The sequence below is a fragment of the Longimicrobium sp. genome (genome assembly GCA_036377595.1).
GTDB lineage: Bacteria > Gemmatimonadota > Gemmatimonadetes > Longimicrobiales > Longimicrobiaceae > Longimicrobium.
In genome coordinates, this window is sequence record DASUYB010000005.1 from 19,901 (window position 1) to 42,149 (window position 22,249).

Consider the following 22,249-nt stretch of genomic DNA (forward strand, 5'->3'; position numbering starts at 1 on the left):
AAGCGGATGCTTAACTATCGCTGCTGCCGTGATCATCCTGTCCCAAGGATGGGTCCGATACTTAAGTGGATGCTTAACTATCGATCTTTTCTTCGACTGACGTGCGACTTTCGCGCGGCGGCGCGTTGTACGAAATTGATCTCGCGCCCTGTTCGCGCTCCCGCTCCCACCATCCATCCCGCCGACGACCCATGAAGCGCATCGTTCCGCTCGCCGCACTCGCCCTGGCCGCCGCCTGCGCCGGGGGGCCGCCCCCCGAGGGGACGTCGACCCGGACCATCTACACCAACACGCACAACACCAACTCGGTTCCGGTCAGCGGCGCGTCCGACGTGATGACGACCTCCGCCACGGGGCTCACGGCCACGACGACGATGAGCGTGGACTCCACCATGCGCGCGCTGGCGGCGGCGTACGGGATCATGCACATCCCCGTGACGCTGGTGGACCCGGCCACCCGCCGCGTGGGCAACCAGCGCCTCCCGCTGCGCTACAACCTGAACGGCGAGCCGCTCAGCCGCTTTGTGAACTGCGGCGAGACGATGACCGCCGTGCGCGCGGACCGCGAGCAGATCTTCCTCTCCATCATCTCCGTGATCAAGCCGCAGGCCACGGGCGGGAACGTGGTGGAGACGACGGTGCAGGCCATCGCGGTGGACCGCACCTCCGGCAACAGCAACGGGATGATCCCCTGCTCGACCACCGGCACCCTCGAGGGCCGCGTCCATCGCATGGCGCTCAACGCGCGCTGACGGGGCAGAACTCGCACGGAGACGAGGAGCCGCGGAGGAGATCTCAGTCTCCTCCGCGGCTTCCTCCTTTCACACGGAGGCACGGAGAAAACGAAGGGGCACAGAGGCTCGCCGCGAGTCCTCTGTGCCTCTCGTTCCCTCTGTGTCCTCTGTGTGAAATTCTTTTGATGTTATTGCGCCCGCGCCACGATCTCGCCGAAGCGCGGCTCGGAGCGGAGCGGGTCGAGCAGCCGGTCGCCGTCGAGCGTGGCGCGGCGCACGGCCTTGCCGTCGACCGCGCAGGCGAGGGCGTCGAGCGCGGCGGCGGTCTCGCGGTTCTGCGCCAGCGCACGGGCCAGGGGATAGCAGACGTAGGCGTTCTCCGGCCGGATCTGCCGCGCGACCTGCAGCGCCGCCGCCGCCTTCTGCCACTGCTGCGACTGCATGAGCCCGCCGGCGCGGTCGCTCGCGGCCACCAGCGCGGTCGTCAGCATCCGCGTGGCGGTGTGCGCCGCGTCGCGGTCGGCCACGCTGTCCTGCTCCTGCCGCCGCAGCTCCGCCAGCCGCAGCGTGGCCGCCGCGCGGGGGACGCTCGTGGCCGGGTCGCCGTCCAGCGTGTTGAGGAAAGCGTCGATCGAGGCGCGGTACTGCGCGTACTGCTGCGCCAGTGCGCGCCGCCGCGCCCGCTCGCGCGCCACCGCCGGGTCGCGCCCCAGCGCCACGATGCGCGCCTCCGCCGCGGAGACGTCGTGCAGGCCGTTCATGTCCGCGCGCAGCAAGGTGTACTCGCGCAGCGCGTCGGCCTGGCGGCCGGCCTGCTCCAGCGCCTGCGCGCGCGCCATTCCCGCGCGGAAGAGCGAGTCGGCGAAGGCGCTGTCGCGCGGGGCCGCGCCGGTGTGCATCGCCTGCAGCTGCAGCCAGTCCAGCGCCTGCGCCACGACCTCCTCGGGCGGCCACTGGTGCGGCCCCTCGAAACGCGCGAGGCGATGCGGGAAGGTGGTGGCGTCGAGCATCGAGTCCACCGCCGCCACCTCGTCGAGGTTGAAGTCCGTCGACCCCACGGTGGCGAAGAAGGCGAACGGGTGCACGCTGCGCAGCGCCGCCATCCACAGCACCGGCTGCTGCGGGAACCCCGCGCCCGCGCCGATCACCCCCGCCACGTTGGGGTCGAGCGCGCGCGCGGCCAGCCACGAGTAGCGCGCCATCCCCGAGAACCCGGCCAGGTAGAGGCGACGCGGGTCCATCGCCAGGTGCTGCTGCGCGTCGGCCAGCATGGCGTCGACGGAGACGTCGTTGCGCGCCATGGCCGCGGCGTCGCCGTTGCCCACCTCGTAGCCGCTCATCAGGATCCAGCCGCGGCGCTCGGCGGCGGCCCTGAAGCGCTCCATCGGCACCAGCGCGCGCCCGGCCGGGTCGATCAGCAGCAGCAGCGGCCACTTCCTCTCCGGCGTCCACGCCGACGGGAGATACAGCGCGTAGGTGCGCGAGGTGTCGGACGCGGAGCGCACGCGCTCGACCACCTGGCCGCGCGGCAGGGCGTCGATGAGCGCCTGCTGCGCCGCCGCCGGATGGGCGGCGAGGGCCGGCAGCAGGGCGAGTGCGGCGGCGGTTGCGGTCTTCATGGCAGAGGCTCGCGCGCGGAGCGGGAGGTCATGTGAATGATGATGCGGCGCCGCCCGATCGCCAAGACCGCCGTGGCGAACCGCGCGCCGCGGCGTGCGAGCCGCTCGCCCCGCGCGGCGAAACGCGCGGGTGGGGGCGGAGTTCTGACGCCCTCCCCGGCTCGCCCTCCCCGGCTCGCCCTCCCCGGCTCGCCTGGGCTCGCCACCCCTCCCGTACCGGGAGGGGTAGAGGTGAGGATGCCTGCGCGGGTGGCCGGGCATCCGTGCCGCCCCTGGCTGGCCCCCTCCCCCGGCCCCTCCCCCGCTTTGCAGGGGCGGGGAGAACTCAGCGCAAATGCGCCGGATCCGCGGCGGACCCGACGCACTCACGCACTCACGCACTTTCGCACTTTCGCACTTTCGCACTTTCGCACTCAGCACTTCATCGTACCGTCGCCCGGCGCAGGTTCGGTACCGCGGCCAGCGCGGCGGCGTCGCGGCGGTCGACCGCCACCACGGCGCCCGGCGCGGCGAAGCGGTATCTCCGCCCCGTGAACGGGCCCACGGCGGAGAGCGCCGATCCGCCCGTGTACTCGAACGCCACGCTCTCCGGCGCCGCGGCGACGATCCGCACCGCCTCGGGCGCGGCGCCGCCCTCACGCGTCGTCGCGCGGGGCGGGCTCGCCGCCGCCCGCCGGTTCCCTCCGCAGCAGCTCATCGGGTTCCTCCGGTTCGTCTTCGTGATAGAGCGCGGGGGCCGCCGCGCCGGTGGCGCGCTCCAGCAGGATGGCGCCGCCCGAGAGCGCCAGCCACAGCGGCACCCCCGCGCGCCACCCGTCCGCCAGCAGCGCCGCCACCGGCGCGGCCACCCACAGGCTCAGGCAGTAGAAGCAGTCCATCAGCCGGCCCAGCATGCCGTGGCCCGCCGCGCGCCGCAGCCGGGCGACGGCGTCCCACGGGCCGTCCTCCGCGGCCAGCAGGTGCGTGACCCGCCAGACGCAGAGGACGCCCACGGCCACCTCGGCCAGGGTCACCATCGCCGCCCTACGACTGCGCCTGGATCCCCAGCAGGTACTCGGTGGGCCCGTACGAGGCGCCCGTGCTGTACCCGTCGGTGATCCGCGTGCTGCAGCCGACCTTCACCGCGAAGGTGCAGAACGGCTGCCCCGGCAGCAGCCACCCGCCGCTGGCCGGCGCCACCTCCGACACCACGTACGCGTCGGCGTCGGCGCCCGTCTCGTCCGACGTGCCGTGGAAGAGCGAGCACATCAGGTCGTCGGCGTGCACGTAGGCGCCCGCGATCGGGCCGCTCACCGCGCTGATGGTCATGTCGCCCACGTTCCCCTTGCGCACCGAGAGCCCCCAGCTCGCCAGCTGGCCCTCCACGTCGTCGGCGCGGAAGCGCACGCGCAGCGGCTGCGCGGGGTTGCTGTCGGGCACGGTGAACAGCGCGCAGTCGCCGCCGAGCTGCGGGTTCCCCACCGCGTCGTCCATCTCCACGCTGGGGATGTCGAGCCGCGGCCCGTGGTTGTCCACGTACAGCGTCACCGAGTCCTCGGCGCCCGGCACCTGGTTCCCCGACGCGTTGTATCCCTCGATCCAGAACTGCACCGAGCCGGCCACCGGCACGAACAGCCAGGTGGGGATCTGCGCCTTGCGGTCGCGGTGCGTCAGCACCCAGGTGTTGTCGGACTCGATGTTGAGATATGCCGGGGTGCTCACCAGCGCGCCGCCGTCCACGTGCAGCGGGGTGGGGAAGGGGCCCACCGGGTCGCCCATGTAGCCGGGGAGCCCCAGCTTGGCCACCTGCGGGTGGATGTAGCCCTGCTGGTAGAAGCTCCACGACGACGCGCCCAGCAGCCGCCAGCGGATGGTGTAGTGGGTGACCTGGGGATGGTCGATGAAGCAGGCGAACAGGTCCACCGTGCCCGCCCACGCCGCGCAGCGCGTCTGCGGCCCCATCAGGTTGCGCGCGGTGATGCGCCCCTCGTACGTCAGCGTGTTCGACGCGCCGATGCGCACGCCGAAGCCCTGCGGCTCTCCCGGAGGCGGCGGGCCCGCCTGCGGCGGACCGATGAAGATGTTGCCCAGCGCCTGGATGGCGCTGCCGCCCTGGCACGCGTGCGTGGGCCGGTAGCCGGGAACGCAGATGTCGATGCGCTTGAGGTTGGGCACGTTCCAGTACGGCGCGCTCTCCCAGCGCACCCCGCCCGGCGCCATGGGGTCCAGCACCTGCGCGATCACGTCGGGCGCGCTCTCCACCACCTCGTCGGCGCCCACCGGCGTGTCCACGTCGGCCTCGGCGAAGCGCTGGGCCAGCGAGCGGGCGAAGCGGAACACGTAGTTGCCGTTCCGGTCGGTGGCGCACACACCCAGGTCCTCGCGCGCGCCGTCGCCGGTGTACGCCCCGCCCGCCAGCTCGGCGCCGGTGCGGTCGTACTCCTGGAAGCGCAGCACCACCCCCGCCAGCGGGCCGCTCTGGCAGAGCGGGCGCAGCTTGTCCGTCAGCCTGGCGATGGAGACCTTGTCCAGCCCCACCGTCCGCGCGGTGGAAAGCGAGCTGGCGATGGAGCTGGTCTGCAGCATCCGCGTGGACATCACCTCTCGCTGCGCGTCCTCGCCCTGCGACGCGGCGAGCTTGGTGGCGATCAGCTGGCGCTGCGGGAGCGCGCCGCCCGGCTCGTCCGACAGCACCAGCGGCACGAACGGCTCCGGCGGGTCGGGGATGGGGCCGCGCGGCGGGATCCGCTCGATCAGCCGCTCGGGGTACACGCGCTCGATGATGTCGCGGAGGTAGCGGTACTTGAGCGCCTCGGACAGGGCCACGGCGTGGTCGATCACCAGTGGCCAGCGCCGCCGGCACGGGTTGAAGATGCAGCGCGGCTCGTAGTGGCTCACGTGCCCGTAGACGACGAAGTCGCTCTCCGTCCGCGGCGTGCTGCAGGTGAGCACCAGGTCGTCGAAGTCCTGGTCGCTCCCGGCGTCGTTGGACTGGATGTCGAACTGCACCTGCCCCAGGTTCACGGTGGGAAACTTGATCTGCTCGTCCGAGTTCACCCACCCGTCGCCGGGGTTGTTCTGCACCTGCACGCTCCACGCGGCGCCGGAGACGTAGACCGCCGGCGCGCCGGGGTTCCCCGGGTGCGCGCCGTTGCCCACGGCCGCGCCCGTCACCACGAAGCGCTGCGGGAAGTCGGCGTTCTTCGCCTTGACCGAGATGCTCCACGCGCCCTGCATGTTGATGGCCATGATGAACCTCCTGAGGGGATGTGCGGCGGGTCCCGCGCGAGCGGCGCCATGGCTCGATGACCGTGTCGCGCGGAAGTCCTGCGAAGGCCTCGCCCGGTGGGAGGGATGGGCGAGGGTGCCCGGGAAATGTCCGGGCGGTCCCGTGGAGGTGGCATCACCCATACCCGGCCCGCCCCGGCGAGGAGCGTTTCAACCGCAAGTCGTTGGGGTGATGGAGATTAGGAGCGGTGAGAGCGGATGCGTGGGAGGCGGGATGCAGAAGGTATGCAGGGACTTTCATGTCTCAGGTGTGACCACATCTCCACAACTGCTACATACGGACGGTGGGAGATGAAACGAATGGACTCGTGCCAATTTTCGATATTGACTGTGCATTCCCGGGATGATGTCATTCCGAGGGCGGCCAGACCGACCTTGCGTTCCGCTCCATCGGCCGCAGCCCGAGGAATCTATCGCCGGCGTCCGAGCGACAGGCCGCTTATCGCTCGTAGGCGGAGTACAGATTCCTCACGGAGCCGCCCACCATCGGTGCGGTAGAAAGGATGGTGCAGCGGCTCCGCTCGGAATGACATTCTCTCCGAATGCACATCCATATCAATCGCCCCCAACGGTGTGAGATGCGAAGAGCGCCGGCCCCAGAATCGGGACCGGCGCTCTCTTTCATCATTCTGATCTCGAGATGGAGATCAGTGATCCTGGTACGGGCGGCCGGACTGGATCAGGCGCTGGCGGGCGGTGTTGCCCGGCACCGCGATGTGCGTGGCCGGATCGTACTCCTTGCCCACCGCCGGGCTCCCCTGCGGCACCCAGATCTGCACCACCGTGTTGGTGTAGCTGTACGGCAGGTAGCGCACGTAGTAGCCGTCGGGGTGCAGGCTCCAGCGGCCCGAGGGAACCGCGCGGCTCCCCTCGCCCAGCGGCGCCATCCCGGCCAGCACCGCCACCCGCTCCAGCTGCTCGTACGAGGTGCCGGGGTTGGTCAGCATCTGGCGCAGCTGCGCTTCGGCCTGGAACACCTGCTTCACCAGCGGCGGCAGGCTGTTCGTCGCCGCGTCGAGCGCGGGGCCGGGAACCAGGTCCAGCGCGGTGCGGTTCAGCGCGGCCAGCTGGCGCGGGGCCAGCAGCTGCGCGGCGGTGGCCTTCAGGCGCGAATCCAGGTCCTCGAACTTGGTGCGGGCGATGATGGCCCACAGCAGCACCTGGATGTCGTGCTGCGGGATCTGCGGCTTGTTCACCGAGCCGCGCACGATGGTCATCACCGCGTCTTCGGCCGGGCCCTTGGGCGGCGCGTAGATGTAGCCGTCGCCGCCGCCGGGGCCGTGCGTGCCGGCCTTCAGGCAGTAGCTCTGGTCGTGGAACTCGTAGTAGCCCGGCTGCAGCACGAACCCGCCGTTGGGGGTGCGCTGCAGCGTCATCAGCGAGCGCTTGGCCTCGCGCGGGGTGAAGTTGTCGAGCGAATCCACCGCCCAGCGCGCGTCGGTCAGGCTGGTGGTGATGGGCGGGTCGCCCCGCAGCACGGCGTCGACGTTCATGCGGCCGGCCACGCGGCCCACGGCGCGGCCGATGCCGCCGATCTGCGCGTCGGCGGGGGTGACGAGCGCGGCCAGCAGGGCGCCCGCGCCGAGCACGGCGAAGCTCCGTCGGGTCATCAGGTTGGACATCTCGGGGTTCCTCACGGTGGAGGGGACAGCGGCGGGACCATCGGCAAACCACCGACGGAGTAACAAGTTATCCGGGTTCCGGCGGGCGCGCCAGTCCTCTCGCCCCATCCGTTTACCCGGATTCGTGTTCCTGCCGCACCTGGCGCGGCCAGTCGCCGTGGGCGATCCACGACCGCCCGGCCACGCTCGCGGCGTACAGATACGCGTCCGCCGCCACGCGAGTTTCGTCCGCCATGATCACTTCTACCGACAGGCGCTCGAAATCCGCGCCCTCGTACTCGTCGAGCGCCGCGAGTACGTCGCCGGCCGTCGCCGGCTCGAGCTCGAACACGTCGCCGAGCACCGCGTCGGCCGGATCGTCGCTCATCACGGCGCCGGCGTACCAGGAGATGCCGTAGAGCCGCGCCCGGATCGTCCCCCGGCCCAGGTAGCGCGCGTGGCCGTGGAGGAAGCTGGCCATCGCGCTCTCCTCGCCCTTGCGCAGGCTGCCGTACACGAACAGGCGGGGCGGGAGATCTCCCCGATCTCCCGCCCCGCCCGGGGTCTCGCCATCGCTCGACACCGTGCCGCGCCTCAGTGGAGCGCGCCGCGCTTGTACACCAGCATCGGGCCGATCAGCCCCGCCTCGCCGCCGGTGGGCTGCCCGGTGCGCGAGTGGTAGAGCCAGAGCACCGAGCCGTGGTCGTCGGGCCCGGGGCCGGCCTGCCGCGGCACCGCCCAGCTGTACACGCGCGTCGCGCCCGGCGCCACCGGCTCGAGATCGCTGTCGGCGCCCAGCCCGGCCGCCCCGGCGGTGGCGGCGGAGAGCGCGTCCTGCTCGTCGCCGCTGGCGTGGTGGAGCACGGCGTCGGGGTGCACGTTGGCGGGGAAGGCCAGGCGGTTGCGGAAGACCACGCGCACGGTGTCGCCCACGTCGGCGCGGATCAGCGGGCCCAGGAAGGCCAGGTGCTTCCACTCCGCCGGCCGCGGCTTCACCTGGGTGAAGGTGCCGTCGGTGTACTCCTGGTACACGGCGGTGCGGTACGCCTGCGCGTCGCCCTGGCCCGCCGGGCCGTACGTCACCTCGTCGGCGGCGATGTAGTAGGTGCGGGTCTGGCCCTCCACGGGCCGCGAGAAGCTGTACACGGCGATGCCGCCGCCGACCACGAGCACCGGCACTGCGAGCGAGAGCGCGACGGGGACGCGCATGGGAGTCCTCCTGGGCACTGCTTGGCGGGATTTTCTCGGGCGCGGAACACGCGGCTCCGAGGCGGGGATCGGGAATCTAACCCGTTGCGGCGAAAAGCGGCAGGTGTTTGCGCATCCCGTCGCGGTGAACGAAAAGGACCGCGCAGCGGGCGCGGTCCTCTGGCGTGACGCGACGGCGATCCGGCGGGCTATTCGTCCATCTCGTGCCGCCGCCAGCCCTCGACGTAGCGGAGGACGGTGTGGTTCTCGATGGAGCTGAACCAGCGGTCGTGGATCTCGCGGCCTTCCACCGTCTTCAGCAGCCACTCGCGGAACTTGCGCGGGCCCTCCAGGTCGCTCCAGTAGGCCTCGTTCACGTACTCGGGGCGGTCGCGGACCTCGTGCGGCATCAGGTAGCTGCCGGTGAAGCCCTCCAGCAGCTTCCACGTCCGCCGCTCGTCGCAGCCGAACTGCCGCGCCGCCACGTCGAGCTTGGCGTCGAGCCACTCGATGAAGCTCCGCTCGTCGACGCCGCGCTTGACGTCGAACAGGTGCACCACTCGGATCATCCGTTCCTCCTCCCGAACACCAGTTGTACGAGCTTCTTCACCGGGTCGTAGTGCCGGTCCACCACCCGCTCCTTGAGGGGGATGATGGCGTTGTCGGTGATGCGGATCCCCTCGGGGCAGACGTCGCTGCAGCACTTGGTGATGTTGCAGTAGCCGATCCCGCCCTCGTCCTTGAGATAGCGCGTGCGCTCCGCCGTGTCGAGCGGGTGCATCTCGTACACGGCCGCGCGGGTCAGGAAGGCCGGCCCCATGAAGCGGTCGTGCTTGCCGTGGCTGCGCAGGACGTGGCACACGTCCTGGCAGAGGAAGCACTCGATGCACTTGCGGAACTCCTGCGGCCGGTCGACCTCGTGCTGGTACATCCGCCAGGTCCCGTCGTCCGCGTCGGGCTTCCTCGGCTGGAACGGGGGGATGGTCTTGTGCACCTCATAGTTCCACGAAACGTCGGTCACCAGGTCGCGGATCACCGGAAAGGCCTTCATCGGCGTGACGGTGACGGGCGCGTCGTCGGGGAGCTGGTTCAGGCGCGTCATGCACATCAGCCGCGGCTTGCCGTTGATCTCCGCGCTGCACGAGCCGCACTTCCCCGCCTTGCAGTTCCAGCGCACCGCGAGATCCGGCGCCGACTCGGCCTGGATGCGGTGCACGGCGTCGAGCACCACCATCCCCTCGCTGACCTCCGTCTCGTAGTCGCGGAAGTCGCCGCCCGACGCGTCGCCGCGCCAGATGCGGAAGGTGCGCGTGCTCTTCGCCGCCTTCGCGTCCTGCGCCGCCTGCACGGCCGCGAACGCGTCACCCGATGCGGGCGCCGCCGGACGTGTCGTGGTCTCGGTGCTGCTCATCCCGCCTCCCGTTGGAGGTCCAGAACTGCCTTCGGGCTCTCACAGAGGACACGGAGGTCACGGAGGAAAACAGATCAGTCCATCAGTTCTCTGTGTCCTCTGCGCCCTCTGTGAGAGACTCTATCTGTTTTCACCCCATCTCCTCGATCACCGCCTGCAGCTCGTCGGGGAGCTCGCGGACGGGGACGCGCTCCAGCTCCATCGACCCGTCCGCGGCGCGGCGCGTGGCGATGTTGTACTTCCCCGCGGCCGGGTCCTTGTCGGGAAAGTCCTCGCGGAAGTGGCCGCCGCGGCTTTCCTTGCGGTCCAGCGCCGAGCGGATCACCGCCTCGCTCACCGTCAGCAGGTTGCGCAGGTCCAGCGCGGTGTGCCACCCCGGGTTGTACTCGCGGTTGCCGGCGACGCCGACCGTCTCCGCGCGCTCGCGCAGCTCCTCGACCCTGCCCAGAGCGGCGCGCAGGTCGCCCTCGTTGCGGACGATGCCGGCCAGGTCCTGCATGGTCTCCTGCAGCGCGTGCTGCACCTGGTACGCCCCCTCGCCGCTCCCGGGGCGGTCGAACGGCGCCAGCGCGCGCCGCGCCGCCTCGTCCACCTGCCCCGCGTCGACCGCCGTCGCCCCGCTGGACGCGGCGAAGGCGGCGGCGTGCTCGCCCGCCCGCTGGCCGAAGACGAGGAGGTCGGAGAGCGAGTTACCACCCAGGCGGTTGGCGCCGTGCAGTCCCGCCGCGCACTCGCCGCAGGCGAACAGCCCGGGGACGGTGGACATCTGCGTGTCGCCGTCCACCCGGATGCCGCCCATGATGTAGTGCGTGGTGGGCCCGATCTCCATCGGCTCCCGGGTGATGTCGATGTCGGCCAGCTGCTTGAACTGGTGATACATCGACGGGAGCTTCTTCTTGATACGGTCCTCGGCGTCGGACACCCTGGCCTTGATCCAGGAGATGTCGAGGAAGACGCCGCCGTGCGGGCTCCCGCGCCCCTCGCGCACCTCGCGCACGATGCAGCGGGCCACGTGGTCGCGCGTCAGCAGCTCGGGCGGGCGCCGGGCGCTCTTGTCGCCCTGCGTGTAGCGCCACCCCTCTTCCTCGCTGTCGGCCGTCTGCGCGCGGTAGTTCTCGGGGATGTCGTCGAACATGAAGCGCCGCCCCTCGCGGTTCTTCAGCACCCCGCCCTCGCCGCGCACCCCCTCGGTCACCAGGATGCCGCGCACGCTGGGCGGCCACACCATCCCCGTGGGGTGGAACTGCACGAACTCCATGTCGATGAGATCGGCCCCGGCGTGGTACGCCAGCGCGTGCCCGTCGCCCGTGTACTCCCACGAGTTGCTGGTGATCTTGTACGCGCGGCCGATCCCCCCCGTCGCGAGGACCACCGCCTTCGCGCGGAAGACGCGGAAGCGCCCGCGCTCGCGGTCGTACGCGAAGGCGCCCGCCACCCGCCCGCCGTCCATCAGCAGCGTGGTGACGTTGGTCTCCATGTACACGGCGATCCCCTGGTGCACCCCGCGGTCCTGCAGCACGCGGATCATCTCCAGCCCCGTTCGATCCCCCACGTGGGCCAGGCGGGGATAGCGGTGCCCGCCGAAGTTGCGCTGCAGGATGCGCCCGTCGTCCGTCCGGTCGAAGAGCGCGCCCCACGCCTCCAGCTCGCGCACGCGTTCGGGCGCCTCCTTCGCGTGCAGCTCGGCCATCCGCCAGTTGTTGACGTACTGCCCGCCGCGCATGGTGTCGGCGAAGTGCACGCGCCAGCTGTCGCGGTCGTCGACGTTCGCCAGCGCCGCGGCCACGCCGCCCTCGGCCATCACCGTGTGCGCCTTGCCGAGGAGAGACTTGCAGACCAGCCCGACGTCGGCGCCGCGCGCGCTGGCCTCGATGGCCGCGCGCAGCCCCGCCCCGCCCGCGCCGATCACCAGCACGTCGTGCTCGTGTTCCAGGTGGCTCGACATGTCAGAAGATGATGTGCGGGTCGGTGATCACGCCCCTGGAGCACAGGCGCACGTACGCGTCGGCGAAGCAGACGAACACCAGCGAGGCCCAGGCCCAATTGCCGTGGAAGGCGTTGAACCAGCTCGACCGCTTCCACGCGGCGTGGCGCGCCTGGCCGAAGCGCGAGCAGCTGGCGCAGTCCATCCCCCCTCCCACGAGATGGCGGAAGGAGTGGCATCCCAACAGGTAGCCGCTCAGCAGCGCGGCGTTGACGACCAGGATGATGGAGCCGAGCCCGATCCCGAACCGCCCCCCGAAGTCGAACGCCTTGGCCGTGTCGTACCACAGGAAGGCGAGGACCAGGATGGCGAGGTAGAGGAAGTAGCGGTGGAAGTTCTGCAGGACGAGCGGAAAGAAGGTCTCGCCGCGGTACCCCTTCCCCCACGGCTCGCCCACGGCGCAGGCGGGCGGGTCGAAGAAGAGCGAGCGGTAGTAGGCCTTGCGGTAGTAGTAGCAGGTGGTGCGGAAGCCGAACACCACGATCATCACCAGGATGGCCGGGGAAAGGCCGAAGGTGGGGATCGAGGCGATGCGGAACTCGTCGGGGCAGTTCGCCCCCAGGCAGGGCGAGTAGAAGGGGGAGAGGTACGGGCCCCAGTAGTTGTGCACGCCGAAGACGATGGCCCAGGTGGCGTACAGCCCGGCGCCCAGCAGGACGAATGCGGTCAGCAACGGCGACGTCCACCACGCGTCGCGCCGCAGCGTGCGGCCGAAGCCTTCGGGCGCGGGTGCCTGGACCACGGGAAGGGACGACGCCATCGCTGCCGGTCTCCGGTGTTCGCGGGACGGGATGGCGGCCGCCGGGGCTCGTGCCGGGCGCGGCCGCGCGCGTGCGTACGGCTGATCAGCGCGCGCGAGCGGCGGGGAAGGGAACCGCACCTTCGCCGGTGCAGGTGCTCGCGCGTCCTCCTGGGGTGAAGCGACAGGAAAGGATGATTCCCGGCCGTCCGCACGGCAAGGGCCTCGTGCCCGTCTTCGAGGGGAGAAGCATAGGGACGGGTCCGAAAAGGTTGTTTTTCGGACGATGGCGATGCAACATGGCGGGGCCGCCTTCTGTTTCCCCCCTCCCCTTGAATCCCGAGACGACCGAACAATGCGATTCGCCGTTCTCCTCCTTCCCCTCGTCATGGCGCTGTCCGCACCCGCTGGCGCCCGGGCCCAGGGCGCGCCGACGGACCGCGAGTACGCCGTCTGGTCCGACCTGCTCGAGGCGTACATCGGTGGCATGGCCGTGGACCGCATCGTGGTGGCGGACACCACCGTGCAGGGCGATCCCCGGCGCGGCGAGGGGCCGTTCGAGCAGCGGGCGCGGCCACGGCGCCGCGTGGACCCGCTCCCGGCGGAGTTGCTGCAATCGTTCGCCGAGGCCAACGCCACGCGGTGGCCGCTGGAGCCCGGCCGCCTGAAGACGTTCACCCCGCTCCAGCGGGTGAGCGAGGCCGGGCCGCGGAACCTGCCGGCGGACGACGACCGCCGCGCGTGGGCGAACCTGCGCAACGCGGGATATCCCGGCTCGGCCGGCATCGCGTCGCTGTCGCGGGTGGGCTTCAGCGCCGACGGCCGCACGGCCCTGGTGTACCTGGAGCTGTATGCCGGCCCCCGGTACGGGATGGAGATCTACTTCCTGATGAGGCAGCTCGACAACGGCCGGTGGCTGATGAACGGCCTCTACATCACACGCAACCAGTCGTAACGGCCGGCCGCACGGCCCTCCACGCGGGGCGGGGGATCACCGCGCCGGGAGCGAAAACGCGAGAGGAGAGCCGGGTTCGGCTCTCCTCTCGCGCGTCACCGCCGGTGGCGTCGTCCGTCGATCGCGGCTGCCGCCGCGATCACCACGAGCGCCGCCGTGGTGATGGCCCTGCCAGCGTGTTCCCGCGACCCGGCTGGGGGGAGGTCGTGCGAACCGCGGAGGCGGTTCCTGTCGTCGCCGGAGGGGGGAGCGGTGCGGGTTCGTCGTGGGACCGCGTCCGGGAACACCAATCAATATGCATCAGCCGAAGCGATTTTTGAAGAGGGGTTCAATCGAGATTTCGAGGAATCGAATTTATTGGCCTGCAACGGTAGGGCGAGGGGTGCGAATCACATGAATGTTGACACCCCCGGAACCCACTGCTAGAATTCCAGCACGGTGCTGGAAATCCAGCAGCATCTCCGTCGCCCTACCCGAAGCAGTCCCACCTCGCACCCGCAGGAGACCCCGCATGGGTCCCGAGCTCACCGCCGGCCTGAGCCGCAGGGAACGCCAGATCATGGACGTTCTCTACGCGCTGGGGCAGGCCACCGTCGGCGAGGTCCTGGAGCGCATCCCCGATCCCCCCAGCTACTCCGCCGTGCGCGCGACGATGCGCGTGCTGGAGGAGAAGGGCGAGATCGTGCACCTCCAGGACGGCCCCCGCTACCTGTACAAGCCCGTGACGCCGCAGGAGAGCGCGCGCACGGCGGCGCTGCGCCACCTGGTGCGCACCTTCTTCGGCGGCAGCGCCGAGGCCGCCGCCGCCGCGCTCCTGCGGATGAACGAGACCCGCCTGCCCGAGAGCGACCTGGAGCGCCTTGCCGCCCGGGTCGAATCCGCCCGCGACGAGGGGAGATGACGATGCCCGCTGCGCTTGCGCACTTCGTAGAGGCGGTCGTCCGCCTCCTTCCCGAGCTCTTCCTGAAGGCCACGCTGGTCCTGGCCGCCGCCGGCGCCCTGGCGCTGTCGCTGCGCCGCGCCCCCGCGGCCGCGCGGCACCTGGTGTGGGCGGCCGCGGTCGCGGGCGTGCTGATGCTTCCCTTCACGCCGCTGCTCTTCCCGTTCCGCCTCGGCGTCCTCCCGTCGTTCCTCCGCTCCGCTCCCGCGCCGCGCACGTGGACGGTCGAGCCCGCCGTCGCCGCGCCGCCCGCGCCGGCCGCCGCCGCGGAGGCTGCGTCGGGCGAGGCGACGACCGTGGCGCCCGTCGTCGCGGACGTCGCTCCGCCGGCGCCGGCGGCGATCGCATCGCCCGCCCCGGCAGTGGTGGCGCAGCCGGGCGAGCCCGCGCCGGCGCCGGAGGCCGTGGCCGTCGCGCCGACCGTCGAGGCCATGGGGACGCCGGCCGCCCTGGCGCCCCCGGCCGAAGCGCCGCGCGCGTGGCGGCTGGCCGACGTGCCGTGGCAGCAGCTGCTGATCGGCGTCTGGCTGCTGGGCGCGGCCGTCCTCGCCGTCCGCCTGCTGGTCGGGATGGCGACGATCTGGTGGCTGGCGCGCACGGGCGAGACGGTGACGGACGAGGGATGGACGTCGCTGGCCGCGCGGCTGTCGCGCGAGGTGTGGCTGAAGGGCGGCGTGCGCCTGATCCGCAGCCGCTGGACGGAGATGCCGATGACGTGGGGCGTCTTCAACCCCGTCGTCCTCCTCCCCGCCGGCGCCGACGAGTGGCCGCTGGAGCGCCGCGAGGTGGTGCTGATGCACGAGCTGGCGCACGTGGTCCGGCGCGACGTGCTCACGCTGGCCATCGCCCAGCTCGCCGTGGCGCTGCACTGGTTCAACCCGCTGAGCTGGATCGCCCTGCGCGAACTGCGCGCCGAGGCGGAGAAGTGCGCCGACGACTGGGTCCTCCGCTACGGCACCCGCGCGTCGACCTACGCCGACCACCTGCTCGACATGGTGCGCGTGGTGGGCCGGGCGCGCGTTCCCGAGGCGCTGGCGCTCCCGATGGCGCAGCGGTCGACCTTCGAGGGCCGCCTGCTGGCCATCCTGGAGCCGGGCGTGGACCGCGGCATCCTGCGCCGCGGACAGGCCGCGCTCACCGTCCTCGGTCTCGCCGGTCTCGTCGTCCTCCTCGGCGCCATGCGTCCGGCCGAGGCCCGGACCGCCGAGGCGGGTGGGGAATGGACGCCCGCGCCGGAGCTCCTCGCCGGCCGCGCGCCCGCCGCCACGCCGCCCGTGGTCGACTACGCGAAGGAGATGGCGCCCGCCGGCGAGACGGAGACGGCCGCCGCGCCGTCCGCCGTCGCCGCCGGGACGCCGGCCGAGCTTTCGCCCGAGGCGGCCGCCGCGGTGTCCGCGCTGACTGCCGCAGCCGCGACGCCGCCGGCGGCCGCTTCGGGCTCGACGGCGCCCGCGCCGCAGGAAGGGCGCGGGACGGCGCTCGCGCGGCTCGTGGCCACGCTGCGCGATCCGGTGGCGCAGGTGCGCGTGAGCGCCGTGCAGGCGCTGGGAAGCATGTCGGGTCTCGATCCCCGTTCCGTGGCCGCGCTGATCGAGGCGCTGCGCACTGACCAGGACGAGACCGTGCGCACCACCGCCGCGTGGGCGCTGGGGCAGATCGAGAACCGCACGGCCACCCCCGCGCTGGTGTCCGCGATGACGGGCGACCGCTCGGTGAGTGTCCGCCGCACCGCCGCCTGGGCGCTGGGGCAGATGGAGGATCCCGCCGCGGTGGACGGCCTCGCCCGGGCCATGCGCGACGCTGACGCCGAGGTGCGGGTGACCGCCATCTGGGCGCTGGGGCAGATCGAGGACCGGCGCGCCGTCCCCGCGCTGACCGCGGCGCTGCGCGACGGCGACGCGTCGATCCGCCAGAAGTCGGCGTGGGCGCTGGGGCAGATCGAGGACCGGTCCGCCGTCCCCGGGCTCGCCGCGGCGCTGCGCGACAGCGATCGCGAGGTGCGCGCGACGGCGGTGTGGGCGCTCGGCCAGATCGAGTCACCCGAGGCCGTTCCCGCGCTCGGCGGCCTGCTGCGCGACGCCGACGCCAACGTGCGCAACCAGGCGGCTTGGGCGCTGGGGCAGATCGAGGCCGAGTCCGCCGTGCAGCCTCTCGCCGGCGTGGTGCAGAACGACGCCAGCGCCGAGGTGCGCAAGACCGCGGTGTGGGCGCTGGGGCAGATCGAGGCGCAGTCCTCCATCCCCGCGCTGTCGGCGGCGCTGCGCGACCGCGACGCCGGCGTGCGCGCGCAGGCGGCCTGGGCGATCGGCCAGGTGGAGCCCGCGCAGGCGCCCGCCGCGCTGGTGGCCGCGCTGCGGGACGACGACCGCAACGTGCGCCGCCAGGCCGCGTGGGCGCTGTCGCAGGTCAGGGGCGACCCGTCCATCGTCGCCCCGCTCCGCGCGGCGCTGCGCGACTCCGACCCGGAGGTGAAGCACCTCGCCCTGCGCGCGCTCGCCCGCACCGGCGACGAGTCGGCGGCCCAGGCCGTCGCGGAGATGCTGCGCGATCCCGATCCGCAGGTCCGCGCCATGGCGGCGGCCATCATGGGCGGCCACGGCGGGTTCGCCGATCCGCGCCCCGAGCCACGGCCCCGGCCGCGCCCGGAGCCGCGTCCCCGCCCCATGAACTGACGGCGGAGGAAGCGATGACCAGAATCGAACGCTTCGCGCGGCGCCACCCTGCGGGGACCGCCGCGATGGCCGGGCTCGCCCTGCTGGCGCTTCCCGCCACCCTCCTCTCGCGCACCTCGCGCCATGCGGAGGGAGATGGAGACGGGCCGCGGCTGGCGGTGGAGATCACCCGTGCGCAGCAGGAGGGCGGCGCCCGGTCGCTGCTGGCCGCGGTGCGCGGCGCCAACCCCACGCTCTGCGAGCTGGCGACGGCCGCGGTGGGCAACGGCTGGCCATGGGGATCGGGGGATGCCGACGACGCCCCCGCCCTGGGCCAGCGCACCGACGAGACGCGGCGCGCGCTCGACTGGCTCGCCGCGCACGTCGGCTCGCCCGCGGAGGTGGCGGTGCTGCGCGACGGGCTGGCGGACCCGGACGCCTGCGTGCGCCGCGTCTCCGCGCGGCTGCTGGGCCGCGGGCGGACGCAGGCCGGCGTCGACGCGCTGCTCGAGGCGCTGCGCTCGAACGAGCCGGCGCGGCGCGACGCCGCCATCCTCGGCATCGGCTACACCGACGATCCGCGCGCCGTGGCACCGCTCACGTCGCTGCTGGGGGATCGCGATCCGGAGGTTCGCGGCGGCGCCGCGTGGGCGCTGGGTCACGTCGGCAGCCGGGACGCCACCCCCGCGCTCACCCGCCTGGTCGGCGACGGCGAGCCGCGGGTGCGCCGCTCCGCCGCCCGCGCGCTGGGCCGGCTGGAGGACGCGAACGCCATCCCCGCGCTCGCCCAGCTCCTCTCGCGCGACCCCGACCCCACCGTCCGCCGCGCCGCCGCCTGGGCGCTCGGCAAGATCGAATAAACAAGGGTCTCATATCACGCAGAGCAGCAGAGGCAGCAGAGAACTCACCTCTGCTGCCTCTGCTGCTCTGCGTGAGGCTATTCTAAAGCAGGGCGCGCAGTCAGCTCGTCGCCTCGCGCGGGAGGAACTTGATGATGTAGAACATCGCCCCCTGCGGGTCGCGGATCAGCGCGAAGCGGCCCACGGTGGGGATGTCGTCGGGGCCGACGATCACCGTCGCGCCGAGCGAGCGGGCCTTCTCGGCGGCCGCGTCGGCGTCGTCGACCACGAAGTAGGGCATCCAGCTGGGCGGCATCCCCTCCATCTCCGCCGTGACGCCGTACATCCCGCCCACCATCCCCGTGGACCCGTTGAACACGGTGTAGTCCATTCCCCCCACGTTCTGCGTGTCGCCCTGCCAGCCGAACAGGCCCGAGTAGAACTCCTTCGCCCGACCCGTGTCGGTGGTGGCCAGCTCGTTCCATCCCAGCGAGTTGGTCTCGCCCTTGACGCCCACGCCGGCGTGCTGCTTCGCCTGCCAGATGGAGAACACGGCGCCGGTGGGGTCCTGCACGACGGCCATCCGCCCGAGCTCCATCACGTCGAACGGCTCCACCATCAGCGTGGCGCCCAGCTCCCTGGCCCGCGCGGCCGTCTCGTCCGCGTTCTCCACGGCGATGTACGACATCCAGTTAGTGGGGATGCCGCCGTCGCGCTGGTCCTGCATCATCGCGTACGACGCGCCCACGTCCTCCCCGCCGAGCCGGTAGATCGTGTAGACGTCGTTGTCGCCCGGGCCGATCTTGTTGTCGCTGGCCGTCCAGCCGAAAAGCTCGGTGTAGAACCGCTTCGCGGCGGCCGCGTCGTCCGCCGAAAGCTCGATCCAGGAGAACGTTCCGGGCGCGTGCGTGGTGAGCGTTGGCATCTCGTCCTCGGGATGGAGGTGAACAGGAGATACAGGGAGATACCAACCTAAACGCAGCCGCCCGGACCGTCCAGATGAAACATCCGGCGCTCTTCAACTTGTTACAAGTAGACGCTCGTCAGATTAGAAGAAAAGAAGGTCTCACGCAGAGGAGCAGAGGCAGCAGAGGTGAGTTCTCCGCTGCCTCTGCTTCTCTGCGTGAGACAAATCTCTTTTGTGACCGGCGGATCAGGAATCGTAGAGAGAACGCAGCACCTCGAGCAGGCGCGCAGTGTCGCGGTAGGTGTCCAGCCCCAGCCTGAGCGCGTACGCCGGCCGCTCGCACGCCGCGCGCAGGAAGCCGAGCACCTCCGCCGCGACGGCGCGGTCCGCCAGCAGCCAGGGCGACTGCCGCATCAGCCCGCCCAGCGCCTCGGACCCGGTGATCGGCGACAGCCGGGTCGGGAGATGGGCATCCACGCGCGGGAAGAGGAACCCGGCGAGCGGGGCCGTGCGCTGCCAGCGTCCTGGCCAGCGCTGGTGCGGGTCGACCTCGCCGCGGCGGTGCAGGGGAGACCCGTCCTCCCACCCCTCGTCCAGGTGGAATCGCCGCGGCCACCCTTCGGCGCAGATCCGCCCGTCCCCGTCGCGGAACAGCACCACGTTGTCGTCGGAGACGAAGCGCCACCCCGACTCGATCAGGTTCACCGACGTGGTCGACTTCCCCGCGTGCGAGTCGCCCGGCAGCAGCCATGCGCCGCCGCCGGGGGCCACCACCGCGGCCGAGTGCACCAGCGCCCGGTGCATCCGCCCGAGCAGGAGCGCGCTGGCCAGGGTGCACATCCCGTAGACGTCCCACGCCACCGCCTCGCGCGTCTCCTCGCCGAACGCCACGGGGACGAGCGTGGCCACGCCCTGCGCCAGGTCCGCCTCGCCCGCGGAGCCGCTGGCGCAGCGGAAGACGGCGCGCGCGGCGGACGCATCCACCCACGCGTCCGTGCCGCCCAGCCGCAGCACCGGCGCGCCGGGGAGGGTGGAGACGCGCGACGGATCGCCGGACGCCAGGCGGATCACCGCGCCGTCCCCCTGTCCCCCGTCCCCTGTCCCCTGTCCCCTGTCGTAGGGAAGGAGCGGCAGCCAGCGCCGGAGGAGCGGAAGCAGCGACGGCTCGGACTCCAGGCGGAGCGAGCCGTCGGCGAGCAGGGGGAGCACGGCCGGCGGGGCGCCGGCCGCGGCGTCCGTGGCGCTCAAGCGCGCAGCACCAGCGGCTCGTGGCCGCCGCCGCTGTCCTGCGCCTCGCGGTCGGCGCGCACCACCCAGGCGTGCGCCTCGATGTCGCCCTCGCCGCTCTTCACCCCGATCTTGAGCACCGCGGGAACGCCGTAGCGCCGCAGCACCAGGCACTCGGCCACGCTGCGGTACAGGCAGGTGTTCCGCCAGGGCGACGCGGGAAGGTGCGCGAGCACCCGGAGCAGCCGCAGGGCCGACCCGGTGGCGCCGCGGGGGACGCGCGTTTCCGCGCGAGAATGCGCGGGGGGCCGCAGCAGCTCGGTCAGCCGCGGCCCCTCGATCCATCGCGGCGCGGCCAGCGCGGCCCGCGCGCCCGCCAGCACCGCCCCTGCCGTGCGGATCACGCCGCCGCCACGATCAGCTTGCGCTGCCGGAGCTCGCCCAGCAGCCGGTCCAGCTCCGTGCCGGCCTCGTCGGGCTCCACCTCGAAGTTCGCGCACAGCTCGTCCACCAGCCCCTGCCGGTCCAGCCCCCGCTCCAGCCCCTTCCACACGCACGCCGCGGTGGCGTTCAGCCGGAAGTAGTCCTTGGTGTCCATGTTCAGCAGCACCGCCTCGCCCTCCAGGTGCGCCGCCAGCACGTCGGCGGGCACCGAGTACGTCGTCTCGCTCATCGTCTCTGCGTGAATGGTCACGGCGCGGTGGTCGCGGGGTGCCCCACGGCGCCGGTGCCGGTGTCGATCAGGTTCGTGGTGCCGGGCTGCTGCGGGTCCAGCCAGCGCAAGCGCGTCGTCCCGCTCACCGTCTCCACGTACACCAGCCGCCCGTCCGGCGTCCACGCCGGCTGCGACTTGGAGCCCGTGCCCGAGGTCAGCTGCGTCACCTGGCCGCCGGAGATGCGCAGGAGGAAGATCTCCACCGAGCCGGTGCGGTTCGACACGAAGGCCAGCGTCTGCCCGTCGGGGCTCCACGCCGGCTCCACCTCGGCGGTGTTGCCGCCCGCCAGCAGCGACGGCAGCGCACTCCCCTGCAGCTCGAAGATGTCGGCCGTGCCGTTGTTGGTCGACACGAACGCCAGCATGCTCGACGACGCCCAACTGGGCCAGGTCTCGATGGAGCCGTCGTAGCCGAAGGTGGGCGCCGGGCGCTGCGGGTTGGCCGCGTTGGCGCCGGCCACGTACAGCTTGGTGACGTCGCTCTCCAGGAACGCATAGGCCAGCTTCGTCCCGTCGGGCGAGAGCGCGGGGGTCGTCTCGTCGCGCAGGGTCGTCGTCAGCCGCGTGTTGGCCCCGCCGGAAAGTGGCACCGACCACAGGTCGCCGTTGCCGCTGCGGTAGCTCACGAACACCACCGTCCCCTTGGCCACCGTGGGGTCCTGGTCCTCGCCCACGTCGGTGGTGAGCTGCGCCAGGTTCTGCCCGTCGAGGTCAATCTTCCAGATGTCGCGGTTGCCGTTCACCGCGCGGTCGAACACCACGATGGGCGGCGCGGCCACCGTCAGCTCCGCCGTGCCCACCTTCCTCGAGCCGGTGGCGGTGATGGAGACGGAGCCCGCGCGCAGGAGCTTCACCGTGGTGTTGTCCACCACCTGCGCCGCGTCGGCCGGGCGCACGCTCAGCGAGTACTCGCCCGGCGCCAGCGGCTGGCCGGAGGAGGTGACACTCAGGGTGATGGTGGAGCCGCGCTCGAGCCGGCCGGTGGTGCTCACGGTCAGCGGCGTGCCGATGCCGGTGGTTCCGCCGCCGTCGCAGGCGGACAGCGGCATTCCCACGGCGGCGAGGGAGAGCGCCGCGGCCAGCGATCGGGGTCGGAAGGCTGGAATGGACACGGCAGGATCGGGGGAGAAGGGGGGTACCGGAAACCGCGCGGAGATGGGTCCGCGCAAGCCTGAAAGTTGGGGAATCGGACCGGGTTGCACCAGTCCCTCGTAGCAGAACGCGCGACATGCCTTCCGCGGGACGGTTCTGGTTGATGCACCCACGCCGGCTAACACGTTGACGTCATCCCGAGGCCCAGACTGTGTAAAAACCTCCTGGAGCGGTTTCTCCCGGGCGACATGGAGGCCGGCTCTTCGCACCTGCCTGGGCGGTTGTGGGGACTACCTGCAGTGCCCCCTATAGCTTCGGGGATGCCTCCTTGTTCGCCCGGGGCCGTGCAGCCCGAAAACGGCCCCCCAAAGCCGCTCACG

21 protein-coding genes are annotated in these 22,249 nt (G+C 72.0%); 5 read left to right on the top strand and 16 right to left on the bottom strand.

The genetic code is table 11. From position 1 onward, the window contains the following. Positions 1-191: 191 nt before the first annotated feature. Complete coding sequence (locus VF092_00665) at positions 192-752, top strand: hypothetical protein (GenBank protein ID HEX6745794.1); 561 nt, start codon at positions 192-194, stop codon at positions 750-752. Between the two features lie 170 nt (positions 753-922). On the opposite strand, the gene VF092_00670 is transcribed toward VF092_00665, so the two are convergent. From VF092_00670 to VF092_00720, 11 genes are all read right to left on the bottom strand, one after another. Next, positions 923-2,353, bottom strand: a complete 1,431-nt coding sequence (locus tag VF092_00670; GenBank protein ID HEX6745795.1) for a hypothetical protein — start codon at positions 2,351-2,353, stop codon at positions 923-925. Positions 2,354-2,774: 421 nt separating this feature from the next. Then, positions 2,775-3,050 (bottom strand): hypothetical protein, encoded by a 276-nt coding sequence (locus tag VF092_00675; GenBank protein ID HEX6745796.1) that lies wholly within the window; start codon positions 3,048-3,050, stop codon positions 2,775-2,777. Then, a complete protein-coding gene (locus VF092_00680; protein HEX6745797.1) occupies positions 2,989-3,369 on the bottom strand; it encodes a DUF1360 domain-containing protein in 381 nt (126 codons plus the stop codon). The genes VF092_00675 and VF092_00680 overlap by 62 nt, the downstream gene beginning before the upstream one ends. 7 nt (positions 3,370-3,376) lie before the next feature. Further along, entirely contained in the window at positions 3,377-5,581 is a 2,205-nt protein-coding gene (locus VF092_00685) for a hypothetical protein (GenBank protein HEX6745798.1), read from the bottom strand. A gap of 686 nt (positions 5,582-6,267) precedes the next feature. Then, positions 6,268-7,242, bottom strand: coding sequence for a hypothetical protein (locus VF092_00690; protein HEX6745799.1), 975 nt, complete (start codon positions 7,240-7,242; stop codon positions 6,268-6,270). Between the two features lie 112 nt (positions 7,243-7,354). Beyond that, positions 7,355-7,804, bottom strand: a complete 450-nt coding sequence (locus VF092_00695; protein ID HEX6745800.1) for a gamma-glutamylcyclotransferase family protein — start codon at positions 7,802-7,804, stop codon at positions 7,355-7,357. A gap of 11 nt (positions 7,805-7,815) precedes the next feature. Beyond that, on the bottom strand, positions 7,816-8,430 hold the full coding sequence (locus VF092_00700) for a multicopper oxidase domain-containing protein (protein ID HEX6745801.1): 615 nt from the start codon (positions 8,428-8,430) through the stop codon (positions 7,816-7,818). Between the two features lie 188 nt (positions 8,431-8,618). Then, positions 8,619-8,978 (bottom strand): hypothetical protein, encoded by a 360-nt coding sequence (locus VF092_00705; protein HEX6745802.1) that lies wholly within the window; start codon positions 8,976-8,978, stop codon positions 8,619-8,621. After that, on the bottom strand, positions 8,975-9,820 hold the full coding sequence (locus VF092_00710; protein ID HEX6745803.1) for a succinate dehydrogenase/fumarate reductase iron-sulfur subunit: 846 nt from the start codon (positions 9,818-9,820) through the stop codon (positions 8,975-8,977). Before VF092_00710 ends, VF092_00705 begins: the two co-directional genes overlap by 4 nt. 130 nt (positions 9,821-9,950) lie before the next feature. Beyond that, entirely contained in the window at positions 9,951-11,765 is a 1,815-nt protein-coding gene (locus VF092_00715) for a fumarate reductase/succinate dehydrogenase flavoprotein subunit (GenBank protein HEX6745804.1), read from the bottom strand. A 1-nt stretch (position 11,766) separates the two neighbouring features. Next, a complete protein-coding gene (locus tag VF092_00720) occupies positions 11,767-12,564 on the bottom strand; it encodes a hypothetical protein (GenBank protein HEX6745805.1) in 798 nt (265 codons plus the stop codon). 334 nt (positions 12,565-12,898) lie between these two features. On the opposite strand from VF092_00720, the gene VF092_00725 reads away from it, so the two are divergent. The 4 genes from VF092_00725 to VF092_00740 all read left to right on the top strand — a co-directional run bounded on the left by VF092_00725 (position 12,899) and on the right by VF092_00740 (position 17,949). Further along, positions 12,899-13,498, top strand: a complete 600-nt coding sequence (locus tag VF092_00725) for a hypothetical protein (GenBank protein HEX6745806.1) — start codon at positions 12,899-12,901, stop codon at positions 13,496-13,498. A gap of 511 nt (positions 13,499-14,009) precedes the next feature. Continuing rightward, entirely contained in the window at positions 14,010-14,399 is a 390-nt protein-coding gene (locus tag VF092_00730; protein HEX6745807.1) for a BlaI/MecI/CopY family transcriptional regulator, read from the top strand. Between the two features lie 2 nt (positions 14,400-14,401). Further along, positions 14,402-17,110 (top strand): HEAT repeat domain-containing protein, encoded by a 2,709-nt coding sequence (locus VF092_00735; GenBank protein HEX6745808.1) that lies wholly within the window; start codon positions 14,402-14,404, stop codon positions 17,108-17,110. Positions 17,111-17,124: 14 nt separating this feature from the next. Next, positions 17,125-17,949, top strand: coding sequence for a HEAT repeat domain-containing protein (locus VF092_00740; GenBank protein HEX6745809.1), 825 nt, complete (start codon positions 17,125-17,127; stop codon positions 17,947-17,949). 100 nt (positions 17,950-18,049) lie between these two features. Here VF092_00740 and VF092_00745 read toward each other — a convergent pair whose 3' ends face one another. The 5 genes from VF092_00745 to VF092_00765 all read right to left on the bottom strand — a co-directional run bounded on the left by VF092_00745 (position 18,050) and on the right by VF092_00765 (position 21,889). Continuing rightward, entirely contained in the window at positions 18,050-18,853 is an 804-nt protein-coding gene (locus VF092_00745; GenBank protein HEX6745810.1) for a VOC family protein, read from the bottom strand. Between the two features lie 228 nt (positions 18,854-19,081). Further along, complete coding sequence (locus VF092_00750; protein ID HEX6745811.1) at positions 19,082-20,083, bottom strand: hypothetical protein; 1,002 nt, start codon at positions 20,081-20,083, stop codon at positions 19,082-19,084. Continuing rightward, on the bottom strand, positions 20,080-20,466 hold the full coding sequence (locus VF092_00755) for a lasso peptide biosynthesis B2 protein (GenBank protein ID HEX6745812.1): 387 nt from the start codon (positions 20,464-20,466) through the stop codon (positions 20,080-20,082). The genes VF092_00750 and VF092_00755 overlap by 4 nt, the downstream gene beginning before the upstream one ends. Continuing rightward, the gene (locus tag VF092_00760; GenBank protein ID HEX6745813.1) at positions 20,463-20,735 is read right to left on the bottom strand and encodes a PqqD family protein; all 273 of its coding nucleotides are present in this window, start codon (positions 20,733-20,735) and stop codon (positions 20,463-20,465) included. Before VF092_00760 ends, VF092_00755 begins: the two co-directional genes overlap by 4 nt. 17 nt (positions 20,736-20,752) lie before the next feature. Then, positions 20,753-21,889: a hypothetical protein gene (locus VF092_00765; GenBank protein HEX6745814.1), complete on the bottom strand. Its 1,137-nt coding sequence runs from the start codon at positions 21,887-21,889 to the stop codon at positions 20,753-20,755. Between the last annotated feature and the right edge of the window lie 360 nt (positions 21,890-22,249).